The 12,693-nt window shown below is 45.0% G+C and carries 7 protein-coding genes; all 7 read left to right on the forward strand.

Going from position 1 to position 12,693, the window contains the following annotated elements; genetic code table 11:
- Positions 1-195 precede the first annotated feature (195 nt).
- The 7 genes from pdhA to EAH55_RS04425 all read left to right on the forward strand — a co-directional run bounded on the left by pdhA (position 196) and on the right by EAH55_RS04425 (position 12,691).
- Complete coding sequence (gene pdhA, locus EAH55_RS04395) at positions 196-1,191, forward strand: pyruvate dehydrogenase (acetyl-transferring) E1 component subunit alpha (RefSeq protein WP_112570901.1); 996 nt, start codon at positions 196-198, stop codon at positions 1,189-1,191.
- Positions 1,192-1,328: 137 nt separating this feature from the next.
- Positions 1,329-2,984 (forward strand): dihydrolipoamide acetyltransferase family protein, encoded by a 1,656-nt coding sequence (locus EAH55_RS04400; RefSeq protein ID WP_121808608.1) that lies wholly within the window; start codon positions 1,329-1,331, stop codon positions 2,982-2,984.
- 292 nt (positions 2,985-3,276) lie between these two features.
- A complete protein-coding gene (locus EAH55_RS04405) occupies positions 3,277-3,702 on the forward strand; it encodes a cytochrome B (RefSeq protein WP_114939810.1) in 426 nt (141 codons plus the stop codon).
- A gap of 247 nt (positions 3,703-3,949) precedes the next feature.
- A complete protein-coding gene (locus EAH55_RS04410; RefSeq protein WP_121808609.1) occupies positions 3,950-5,359 on the forward strand; it encodes an anthranilate synthase component I family protein in 1,410 nt (469 codons plus the stop codon).
- Between the two features lie 86 nt (positions 5,360-5,445).
- Positions 5,446-6,066 carry an anthranilate synthase component II gene (locus tag EAH55_RS04415; RefSeq protein WP_121808610.1) on the forward strand — a complete coding sequence of 207 codons (621 nt, stop codon included), beginning with the start codon at positions 5,446-5,448 and terminating at the stop codon, positions 6,064-6,066.
- 110 nt (positions 6,067-6,176) lie between these two features.
- On the forward strand, positions 6,177-6,959 hold the full coding sequence (trpC, locus tag EAH55_RS04420; RefSeq protein WP_121808611.1) for an indole-3-glycerol phosphate synthase TrpC: 783 nt from the start codon (positions 6,177-6,179) through the stop codon (positions 6,957-6,959).
- 392 nt (positions 6,960-7,351) lie between these two features.
- Positions 7,352-12,691, forward strand: a complete 5,340-nt coding sequence (locus tag EAH55_RS04425; protein ID WP_162996740.1) for an Ig-like domain-containing protein — start codon at positions 7,352-7,354, stop codon at positions 12,689-12,691.
- Positions 12,692-12,693: the final 2 nt, after the last annotated feature.

Genomic DNA, 12,693 nt, shown 5'->3' on the forward strand with positions numbered 1-12,693 from the left:
ATTGCCTGGGGCGTGAGTTTTTTTAAGTTTAATTTTACCGAATGGTGCTAAGCAAGGCCTATAATTGTGCGATTTACACGTTTTAAACACCGCCCGGGCACACCAAATAAAATTTTGCAACAATTTGCTTGAGGTTTCGATATTTTGCAGGATATAATTAGATTTGCGCTTTACTCCAAAAAGGTTGTTTAATACATGAGTTCAATCGAAATAAACAAGGACACCTACCTGATGTGGTACGAACAGATGCTGTTAATGCGTAGGTTCGAAGAAAAAACAGGACAGTTATACGGACAACAAAAAATCAGGGGCTTTTGCCACTTGTATATTGGGCAGGAGGCTGTTTTGGCCGGAGCAATGTCTGTAATTAAACCTGAAGACAGTTTGATCACCGCATACCGCGATCACGCTCACGCGCTTGCTAAAGGTGTAACTCCAAACGCCATTATGGCCGAGATGTATGGTAAAGCTACCGGATGCTCAAAAGGCAAAGGTGGTTCTATGCACATGTTTGATAAAGAAAAACATTTTTACGGTGGTCACGGTATCGTAGGCGGCCAGGTGCCACTTGGTGCCGGTATCGCTTTTGCCGAAAAATATAAAGGTACCGAGTTTGTGAACATTGCCTACATGGGTGATGGTGCTGTACGCCAGGGTGCACTTACCGAAACTTTTAACATGGCTGCGCTTTGGAAGCTACCTGTAATTTTTGTTTGCGAAAACAATGGTTACGCCATGGGTACTTCTGTTGAGCGTACTACAGCTCAAACTGATATTTATAAATTAGGTTTGCCATACGGTATCCCTTCATCAGCTGTTGATGGTATGGATCCGGCTGCTGTACACGTAGCAATGGACGAAGCCGTTCAGCGTGCACGTGCAGGTGAGGGCCCAACGTTCCTTGAAATGCGTACTTATCGCTTTAAAGGCCACTCTATGTCCGATCCGCAAAAGTATCGTACTAAAGAGGAGTTGGAAAGCTACAAAGCTAAAGACCCTATCGAAAGTGTTAAACAAACTATCCTTACAGAAAAATATGCTGATGAAGCATGGTTTGACGAAATGGACGCTAAGATCAAAGCTATAGTTGACGAGGCTGTTAAATTTGCAGAAGAGTCGCCATGGCCGGATGCTTCTGAATTATATACCGATGTATATGTTCAGGAAGATTACCCTTATATCAGGGACTAAGTTTTAAGTCGAAAGTACTAAGTCGAAAGTCTATAGTATTGGTAGTCGGATAAAGACTTCAGACTAAAAACTTCAGACTTTAGACTTCTCGCTAAGAAGAGACTATATTTATACTGAATTTATAATACTATTAATATATGGCCGAAGTAGTAAAAATGCCTAAGATGAGCGATACCATGACCGAAGGGGTATTGGCTAAATGGCATAAAAAAGTTGGCGATAAGGTTAAATCTGGCGATGTATTGGCCGAGATTGAAACCGATAAAGCTACCATGGATTTTGAATCGTACCAGGATGGCACATTGCTGTATATAGGTATACAGGAAGGTGCTGCTGCTCCGGTTGATGCTGTAATTGCCATTTTAGGTAAAGAAGGCGAAGATTACAAATCTTTACTTGATCAGGCTGGCAGCGGCGCTGCTGCTAAACCGGCCGAAGAAGCTGCCCCGGTAGCTGATAAAGCACCTGCCGCTACTCCGGCACCAGCCGCTCCAAAGGTTGATTTGTCAAGCATCCCGGCCACGGTTATCCGCATGCCGTTATTGAGTGACACCATGACCGAGGGTACCATTGAGAAATGGAACTTTAAAGTTGGCGATAAAGTAAAAGCTGATGATTCACTGGCTGATGTAGCTACCGATAAGGCTACCATGGAAGTTGTGGGCTATGAGGCTGGTACCTTATTATATATAGGTGTTAAAGAAGGCGAAGCCGCTAAAGTGAATGATATCATTGCTATAGTAGGTAAAGAAGGTACCGACATTACTCCGTTGTTACAGGATGGTGGTTCGGCTCCTGCTGCTGAGGCTGCACCTGCTGCCGAAGCTAAAGCCGAAGAAACTGCACCTGCTGCTGCCACTGAAGCCTCTGCTGCTGATGACGATAGCCGCGTAAAAGCATCACCGCTTGCACGTAAAATAGCTAAAGATAAAGGCATCAATCTTAATGATGTAAAAGGTAGCGCTGAAGGCGGCCGTATCATCAAAAAGGATGTTGAGGAATATACACCATCTGCTAAACCGGCATCTGCACCTGCTACTGAGGCTGCTCCGGCTGCTGCATCTGCACTTGCTGCAAAAGCACCTATTGTATTGCCAACCTTTACCGGCGAAGAGAAATTTAGCGAAAGGCCGGTTACTCAAATGCGTAAAGCTATCAGCCGCCGCTTAAGCGAAAGCTTATTTACTGCTCCGCATTTCTATGTAACCATGACCATTGATATGGATCAGGCAATTGCTGCCCGTACCCGTATGAATGAGATTGCCCCGGTTAAAATTTCATTTAATGATTTTGTTGTTAAAGCTTGTGCTGTAGCCTTAAGGCAACATCCTGCAATTAACTCATCATTCCTGGGTGATAAGATCCGCACTAACGAACACGTTCACATCGGCGTTGCTGTTGCTGTTGACGAAGGTTTGTTGGTTCCTGTTATCAAATTTGCCGATGGTAAATCATTAAGCCACATTTCGGTTGAAGTGAAAGACTTTGCAGGTAAAGCAAAATCTAAAAAATTACAGCCAAACGAAATGGAAGGTTCAACTTTCACCATTTCAAACCTTGGTATGTTTGGTGTTGACGAGTTCACTGCCATCATTAATACTCCAAATGCTTGTATCCTTGCTGTAAGCGGTATCCAGGCTGTTCCGGTTGTTAAAAATGGCGCGGTAGTACCTGGCAACATTATGAAGGTTACCCTGAGCGCCGATCACCGTGTGGTTGATGGTGCTACAGCTGCTGCCTTCCTGCAAACATTAAAACAATTATTAGAAGAGCCGGTAAGGCTGCTGATATAATTATTTCGGATATCGGATTTTCGATTTCGGATTTGGGAAAGCGATGGGTTTAGGCTCATCGCTTTTTTTTATGGGATAAATTATAAAATATGTCATTGCGAGGAACGAAGCAACCGCACGGAAGCCGAGCGGCTCTGTATAGCATGCGGTTGCCACGCTTCGCTCGCAATGACATGATTTTTATGCAATGTTGGTTAGCTGTTGTTAATTAGGCAATGTCTGCAAAAAATGACACAATGAGCTAATGACTTCAATGACCTTTATATTGTATATTCACAGCAAATTTTGATGTATGACACTTTATAGCTTTTTTAAGGAATTCCATTCCGGTTTCAGGTACATTGTTATTGTATTGGTATTGCTGGCCCTTGTACGCGCGTTTATGGGTTGGCTGGGTAAAAAACCTTATGGCGAGGGTAACCGCAAACTTAACCTGTTTGCGATGATCTCGGTGCATACGCAATTTTTGCTGGGCATCATCCTGTTTTTTATTAGCCCGATGGTGCAGTTCAGCAAGGATACCATGAAAAATCCTATCACCCGTTACTTTACGGTTGAGCACTGGGTGATCATGCTTATCGCTATCGCACTAATCACTATTGGTCATAGCAAATCAAAGAAAGCGGCATTGCCAGAAGCTAAGCATAAAGCGATCGCTATCTTTTATTTGATCGGAATTATACTGATTTCGGTAGGTATAATGCTTATTCCACAGTAATTCTACGTAGCTAATAGGATTTAGCAAATAAATAATTTCACAAAAAATTTGACAATTCAAATTTCTTTATAAATTTGTGACCGCGATGATTAAAAACACACATAAAAACAGCTGGTGGCACCAATTAAATTGGCAGCCGGCTCGCGCGTTTTGATCAGAGACAACCTAATCAATTGTGAACCTAAATAGGAAACCCGGCGACCCCAATTCGCCGGGTTTTTTGTTTTAAAATATTTTGAAAATAAACATGAGCACATTTAGAATTACTACCACTTATAAAAAACTACTGGCTGATACCACCACGCCGGTTAGTATTTACCTTCGCCTGCGCGACGTATTTCCCAATTCGCTGCTGCTGGAAAGTTCTGACTACCACAGCCGCGAAAACAGCACCAGCTATATTTGCTGCGAGCCCTTAAGCGGGATAGTGCTGAATAATGGCGTGCTGAAAAAGCAGTATCCCGATGGCAGTCACGAAACGCTTGAGCCCGGCACGTTTGAGCTGATAGAACAGATCAACAGTTTCATTGGCAGCTTTGAAACGGATTCGTTGCCGCTAAAAATGATTACCAATGGTTTGTTCGGCTATTTTACCCATGAGGCGGTTGAACATTACGAAACCATCAAGCTAAAGCAAAGCGATAATACCGACCGTAAAATACCGGTAATGCAGTACCACATTTACAGGTACATCATCGCCATCGACCACTTTAAGAACGAACTCTACATCTTCCACAACCAGCCCGAAGGCGCTCCAACCAATGGCGGTATCGAAAAACTGGAATACCTCATCAAAAACAAAAACTTTCCCGAATACAGCTTCAAGAGTAATGGCGATGAAAAATCAAACCTCACCGGCGACGAGTTTATTGCTATAGTGGAGAAAATGAAACAGCACATTTACCGTGGCGATGTATTCCAGATAGTACCTTCAAGAGCTTTTTCGCGCACCTTCCTGGGCGATGAATTTAATGTTTACCGTGCCCTGCGTTCTATCAATCCATCACCATACCTGTTTTATTTTGACTTTGGCGATTTCAGGATCTTCGGCTCATCGCCAGAGGCACAAATTACCATAAAGAATAACGTAGCCAATATTTTCCCGATAGCAGGAACTTTTAAACGCAGCGGCGACGACGAGAAAGACGCCGAACTGGCCCGTAACCTGGAGAATGACCCAAAAGAATCGGCAGAACATGTTATGCTGGTTGACCTGGCCCGTAACGACCTGAGTCGCCATTGCGAAAATGTAACGGTTAAAGCCTTTAAAGAGGTACAGTACTATTCACATCTTATCCACCTGGTATCGCACGTAAGCGGTAAGCTTAAACCCGGCGCATCGGCATTTAAAGTAGTAGCTGATACATATCCTGCAGGTACCCTGAGCGGCGCTCCCAAATACCGCGCCATGGAGATCATCGACGAAAACGAAAATATAAAACGCAGCTTCTACAGCGGCGCGATAGGTTTCCTTGGGTTTAATGGTGACTTTAACCATGCCATTATGATCCGCTCATTTCTAAGCAAGAATAACACTTTACATTACCAGGCAGGTGCGGGCATTGTAGCCGGTTCAATTCCTGAAAGCGAACTGAGGGAAGTTGATACCAAGATCTCGGCCTTGCGCAGGGCTTTTGAGTTGGCGGAGGAGTTGTAGGTTACGCCCCCTAACCCCCTAAAGGGGGAACAATGGTGGACAAAGAAGTTATATAGATATACAGATAGTTTTAAGATATAAATACAATGAACGAAAATACAAATACTAATCAAGGCACCCCCTTTAGGGGGCAGGGGGGGCGAATCCTAATAATAGACAATTACGATTCCTTTACCTATAACCTGGTGCATTTGGTTAATGAGCTTGGCCTGGAGTGCGAGGTTTGGAGGAATGATCAGTTTGCTATTGAAGATGTGGATACTTTTGATAAGATCATCCTTTCGCCGGGACCTGGTATTCCCTCTGAAGCAGGCTTATTGCTGGATGTGATAGAAAAATATGCGCCTACTAAAAGCATATTTGGCGTGTGCCTTGGTCAGCAGGCCATTGCCGAGGCGTTTGGCGGTAGTTTGTACAATCTTAACCAGCCTATGCACGGTATAGCAACACCAATAAAAGTTACCGATGGTGGAGAAGAACTTTTTGCCGGACTACCCGAAAGCTTTAAGGTTGGCCGATACCATTCATGGGTGGTAAGTGGTAATGATCTGCCCGATTCATTACAGGTTACTGCCATTGATGAGGCCGATAATTCGATCATGGCGCTTAAACACAAGCAATATGATGTGAGGGGCGTACAGTTTCACCCCGAATCAATCCTGACCGATTACGGTAAAGAAATGATGCAAAACTGGCTAAAGGCTTAGTTTTAAGGAATTATGATAACTTTGAAAAATTACATTTAAAAACGTCATTGCTTCGTACCTCGCAATGACGGCTTATATAACATTCCCCCTTTAGGGGGTTAGGGGGCTTTATGACCATACTTGATAAAATAGTTGCCAATAAAAAAAGAGAAGTTGCTTCGGCAAAAAAACGCACATCGTATACTGTACTTGAAGAATCGGAGCATTTTCACCGCGATACTCACTCATTTAAGGAGTTTTTGCTTGATCCCTCACGCACCGGTATCATAGCCGAGTTTAAGCGTAAATCGCCGTCAAAAGGTATCATTAACGATAAAGTAAGGGTTAGTGCCGTTACTACCGATTATGCGGCTGCAGGCGCCTCAGCGCTTTCAGTTTTAACCGATCGCAATTTTTTCATGGGAAAAAAAGCTGACCTGGTAAAAGCCCGTTCGGTGAATAATATCCCTGTATTGCGCAAAGATTTTATGATAGATGAGTACCAGGTAATAGAAGCCAAATCATTAGGGGCGGATATCATTCTGCTGATAGCTGCTATACTTACTCCTGCCGAAATTGATAACCTTGCCAAACTGGCTAAAAGTTTAGGCTTAAACGTGTTACTTGAGGTGCATAACCTTGAGGAATTGGAACGCAGCATTAACCCTAACCTGGATGCTATTGGTGTAAATAACCGCAACTTGGCCGATTTTACTGTATCGGTAGAAACTTCGTATAAGCTGGCCAAACACATTCCTGCTGAGTTTATGAAAATTTCGGAAAGTGCCATCAGTGATCCGGAAACTATCCGCCATCTTAAGCTGGAAGGTTTTAACGGCTTCCTTATTGGTGAAACCTTTATGAAGCAGCCCGATCCCGGACAAGCCATGCGCGATTTTGTTGCCTTGTTATAAGCTTGTAATACCATGAGGCGGGTGTTGAAAGATGAATGATTGCCACGCAAAGATGTTGCGTATCTACTACGATATGGCTGGCCATAAACTGGTTGCTGAGCCCGTTCCGCAAATTGTATAAAATACATCAAGACTGTTTTAATGCCCGGTTAGGAGATAGCCGGGCATTTTTTTTAACCAGAAATAGAAATAATTTCATAGGGGTTTCATTGTTCATTTTGTTCATGTTTTATCAAACATATTTTTGGTATTTTACGTAAAAGGGCACACATCAATACCTGGCTGGCGTGCAATGTCGTTATCTGCCAGCCCGAAAATCTGTGCTCAATAAGAGGCTTCTTTTAAAAAAGAAGGCTTGCTTGCGGTCACATTTATTGAGTATGAAGAGACTTATGAAGAAGATTAATAAGCCGTTACTTATACTACTACTTTTGCTGATCCTTACTTCATTTGCCGGGTACAGCCAAACCTGTACGTTAAATGTTTCAATAACCTCAACAGCTACAACCATTTGTTCAGGAAAAAGTGTAACCCTGACTGCCAATACAAGCGGAGGTACAGGCCCGTTTACCTATGTTTGGAATACGGGTGAAACCACCCCAACTATTGACGTAAATCAAGGTGGAAATTATACTGTTACCGTAAGCGATAAAACCCCGGGTTGCCAGCCAAAGGTTGCCAATTTTTCTGTCACTGCTGTTGCGTCGCCAACCCCTCCTGTAGTTGACCCGCAGGCTGTTTGCCCCAATACAGCCGCAACGTTGACAGCCAAAGCGCCGGGAGGTACTTACCAATGGTATGATGCTGATGGCAATTTTTTGTATACGGGTAATCCATATGTAACACCTCCGGTTAATAAGGCAACTCTTTTTTTTGTAGAAACAACATTAAACAATTGTACCAGTACAAGAAGCTCGGTTTATGTTTATGTAACCGGAGGGCCAAGTATTCAGTCAGATCCGGTGTGTTATGGAACTTCAGCAACGTTAAAGGCATCCGGCGCCGATAGTTATGCATGGTATGCAAATTCATCAGGTACGGGAACTCCATTAAGTAACGACCCGACGTTTTCAACACCTCCTTTATTTGCAAACACAACTTATTATCTTTTTACAGCACTTAGAGGTTGCACCAGCGGAGGGATACCTGTTGTGGCCCGTATCAATGCGCCGCCGGCTGTTCCGGTAGTAAACGCAACGTATAGTGTTTGTTCCGGATCGTTGACAACTTTGCATGCCGATGCCTCAGGAGTGGTTGAATGGTATGATGTACCATCAGGTGGGGCCCTGCTAATTTCAAGTCCTGATTTTACAACACCGGTACTTACATCTCCCGTTACCTATTACGCGCAAACGCGTGTGGGCGATTGTATCAGTAGCCGAATACCGGTGCCTGTATCTGTGACGCCAATACCTGTCGCGCCGCCATCTCAAACAGCCAGTACCTGTTATGGCACAAGCGCTACGCTAACTGCCGATCCATCGCCAACGGGCACATATAATTGGTATAGATCAGCAACTGGCGGTAGTTCGATTGGTGCAGGTAATACTTTTCGGACCCCGATACTGACAAACAATATAATTTATTATGTTGAGCATACTACAGGTGGTTGCACAAGCGACCGTACCCCGATAAATGTTACGGTAACCCCGGCGCCCGAACCTCCGATTATGCCCGACGGGCCGGTGATCTGTAACGGAACTTCGACTCCTTTAACGGCGACATCTCCTACGCAGGGCGGAACTTTTCAATGGTTTACTACGGCTACCGGCGGTACCGCCCTTTTTACCGGCGATACATTTAACACCCCGGCGTTAACAGCCACTACAACCTATTATGTTCAAACTACTGTTGGTGGGTGCGTAAGTGACAGATCGCCAATTACAGTAACCGTACTTGATGCCATCCCGGTTCCTGTTCCTCCGGCTGATGTGCCGATATGCGCCGGTTCTTCGGCTACGCTTACAGTAACAGGCTCGCCCGATGATTATGAGTGGTATGATCAGCTAACCGGTGGCAATCTGCTGATAACCGGTAATACTTATGTTACCCCCGAGCTAACTGCAAATGCAACGTATTATGTACAAAGTATAGCCAATGGCTGCAACAGTGCACGTATTGCGATAACAGTGCACGTTAACAATCCTCCAGCTGCCCCTGCGGTTAATGGTACGGCAACGGTGTGCCCCGGCCAGCCAGCCACCTTGAGCGTCCCAGCGTCGGGTACCACCATTGAGTGGTATACTGATGCTATTGGTGGAACGCTTTTGTTTACAGGCAATACCTATACTACCGATCCTGTGCTTAGTCAAACAACGTTTTACGCGCAGGCGAGCAATGGTTCATGTGTAAGTCAGCGAACAGCTTTTACCGTATCTACAATTCCAATTATTGATCCGCAGTTCCGGTACCCATCCGGTACTGTTTGTACTTCCGGAAGTAACGTTTCTCCGGCTATTTATAATCCGGACGGAGGTACTTTTACTTCAACACCAGCAGGGCTTGTTTTTGTAAGTAATACTACCGGCGAGATCAATGTAGCAGCAAGCGCTTTAGGAAAATACACTATTATTTTTACTTATGGTGGCACATGCGCGGGTTCAGCCAGTCAAAGTATATCGATAGTTACAACGCCAGATGCCCGTTTTACTTACAATACTCCATTTTGTAAGGATGCTAAGAACCCCTTGCCGGTTTTTGCAACTGGTGCCAGTGCCGGAATTTTTAGTGAGCCTACAGGCAGACTTAAATTTAAAAATACCAGCACCGGCGAGATAGACCTTGCGAATAGCATGGCAGGGACATATACCGTAACCAACACAATTGCAGCAAGCAGCGGATGCCCTGCAAGCGTTGCTACGGGAACTGTGACTCTTTACAATGCAGTTATAATATATGCCGGGCCAAACCAGGCTGTGCCACCGGGCGTACCTGTACAACTGGCCGGCAGCGGAAACACAGCAGCGAAATGGAGCGGTGGGGCAGGTAGTTTTTCTGATAAAACACTTAAGGATGCTGTTTACACTCCAGCCGTGGGAGAAACAGTGGCCAAACTTACGCTAACCTCCGATGATCCTGCCGGTCCCTGCAGTTTTAAATCGAGTACTGTTACCATATATATAAATTCGGTGCCAGCCGCTCCTACGGCTTCGGCCAAACCTGTTTGTGTGGGCAATACAACTACACTTATAGCCACCGCGCCGGGTGGAACATACCATTGGTATAGCGATGCTTCCGGCGGTACACTCCTTAAAACCGGGCCTATATTTACTACTCCGCCAATAATTAATGATATTACTTACTACGTTTCAACAACTATAGGTGGCATTACAAGCAACAGGACTCCTGTTTTAGTCCATCCAACACCACAACCAGCAGCGCCAGAGGTTACCTGGGCTCCGGTTTGTGAAGGGACTTCCGCCATACTTACGGCAAGTGGTTCAACTGGTACCTATACCTGGTATAATTTACCTCTTGGAGGCACCCCGATACACAATGGCAGTACTTTTTCTACAGCTCAATTAACCATCAACAGAACTTATTATGTAGAAACTTCGGTTAATGGTTGTATTAGCGAGCGTAAAAAGGTTGATGTTGTAGTTACGCCCGCCCCGCAGGTAACCAGCAGCCCTACCAGCGATCCGGTATGCAGCGGTACCGCGTTAAATTATACCATTACCGCCGATCAGCCTGGTACAACTTTTTCGTGGGACCGCCAGGCTATTGCCGGCATCAGCAACCCTGCTGTAACGGGCCAAACAACAAGTTCCATTACCGAAACACTTATTAACACCAAAGGGGCAGCTGTTGATGTAACTTATTCTATTACGCCATATTTGAACGGTTGCCCGGGGGAGGTGTTTCAATATGTAGTTACCGTAAATGCTACGCCTGTTGTTGTAAGTGATCCTCCGCCTCCAGTTTGTAATGCCGCAAGCCCTAATTACGAGGTTAAATTTAATCCACAGGTAACAAGCTTTACCTGGAGCCGGGACGCGGTTCAGGGTATCAGTAATGCTGCCGTAACGGGACAGGCGTCTACCACCATCAAAGAGGTGCTTTATAACACCACTAATGATCCCATTGTGGTTACTTACATGTTTAATTTTAAAACCAATGACTGCCCGGGCGCGCAATATCCGCTTAACGTAACAGTTAATCCGGGAGTATCGGTTACCACCCCTCAACCAGATCCCAGATGTAACAATACGCCGCTGGGGCTCACTTTAACGTCTAACGTAGGGTCGGCTACCTTTTTGTGGAGCCGGCAGGCTGTGCCAGGTATCAGCAACGCGGCGGTTACTAATGAAACAGCAAACCCTATCAACGAAACCCTGATTAATACTACAACAAACCCTATTCAGGTATCTTATATTGTAACACCTATGGCATTTGGCTGCAGCAGCTCGCCGGTTAGGTATACCGTGACCGTAATGCCCGAAACAGCAATGCATGAAATCTTTGTTAGCACTCCCGTTTGCGAAGGGAATGAGATTACACTGCAAACCGTGCCTGTAGCCAATGCCAGATATTTGTGGACAGGCCCCAATAATTTCAGATCGGAAGGGACGAGCCCGATCGTAACCATTCCTAATGCTACGGCCGCCAACGCCGGGGATTATAGTTTATCTGTAATCTTGAATACCTGCCCAAGCGAGCCAAGTACTAAGACGGTTCAGGTAAACAGTATCCCAATTGTTAATGCAGGCCCCTCACATACTGAATGTGTTAGCGTGCCATCTATACAACTTGATGGCAGTGTCAGCAGAACAGGGATCTGGAGTGGTGGCCAGGGAGGAACCTTCGCTCTTTTGAGTGATCCAAAGACTCAATATTTCCCATCTGCGGCAGACAGGGCTAACGGATCGGTTAAATTAACGCTTACATCAACCGGTGTTGATTGCGCGGCAGTACACAGCGATGTAATCATTACGTTTGCGCCAAGCCCTGGTGCAGATGCGGGACCGTCAAGTATTAACAATGTTTGTAATCAGAATCCTATGGTGGCTTTAAGTGGCCGGCCGCTTTCAGGTACCACTGTAAAATGGACCTCGGCGTCGGGGTTGGGTAGGTTCATTCCTTCGGATGTATCAGAAAATGTAACCTTTCAACCTGATCCTATTGATATTGCCAAGGGCTCAGTTAAATTAACGCTTAGAGCAACGCAGGCAGATGATTGTCATACTCCTACCGATGACATTACCATTAATTTTGTTCCGCCGCCAACGGTACAAGCCGATGCCGCAGGCGATACAAGGTATGTTTTGAAAGACCATACCATCACTTTAAACCCTGTGGTGAGCAGTGATAACGTAACATATGAATGGACCCCGGCCACCGGCCTGAGCAGCACTACTGTTAAAAATCCGGTTGTAACCGGCGATCAGGACATCGTTTATCAGCTTAAAATCACCGAGAAATCAAACGGCTGTGTAAACCAAAGCCAGGTAGCTGTTAAGGTTTCGCCGGTAATAAACATCAGCAATACATTTACACCTAATGGTGATGGCATAAATGACTACTGGGAGATTAAAGGCCTTGTAGCTTATGAAAACAGTACTGTTGATGTTTATAACCGTTACGGGCAACCGCTGTTCCACTCGGTAGGATATCCTAAACCATGGGATGGTACTTACCAGGGAAAACAGATGCCGTCAGGTACTTACTACTATGTAGTAAATACAAAGATGAATAACCAGGTTCTTTCGGGGTATGTGGTGATTTTACGTTGATG

It is taken from the genome of Mucilaginibacter kameinonensis, assembly GCF_003675385.1.
Lineage (GTDB): Bacteria > Bacteroidota > Bacteroidia > Sphingobacteriales > Sphingobacteriaceae > Mucilaginibacter > Mucilaginibacter kameinonensis.

Coding starts and splice junctions, on each gene's coding strand:
- pdhA (WP_112570901.1), top strand. CDS start 196: ATGAGTTCAATCGAAATAAACAAGGACACCTACCTGATGTGGTACGAA.
- EAH55_RS04400 (WP_121808608.1), top strand. CDS start 1,329: ATGGCCGAAGTAGTAAAAATGCCTAAGATGAGCGATACCATGACCGAA.
- EAH55_RS04405 (WP_114939810.1), top strand. CDS start 3,277: ATGACACTTTATAGCTTTTTTAAGGAATTCCATTCCGGTTTCAGGTAC.
- EAH55_RS04410 (WP_121808609.1), top strand. CDS start 3,950: ATGAGCACATTTAGAATTACTACCACTTATAAAAAACTACTGGCTGAT.
- EAH55_RS04415 (WP_121808610.1), top strand. CDS start 5,446: ATGAACGAAAATACAAATACTAATCAAGGCACCCCCTTTAGGGGGCAG.
- trpC (WP_121808611.1), top strand. CDS start 6,177: ATGACCATACTTGATAAAATAGTTGCCAATAAAAAAAGAGAAGTTGCT.
- EAH55_RS04425 (WP_162996740.1), top strand. CDS start 7,352: ATGAAGAAGATTAATAAGCCGTTACTTATACTACTACTTTTGCTGATC.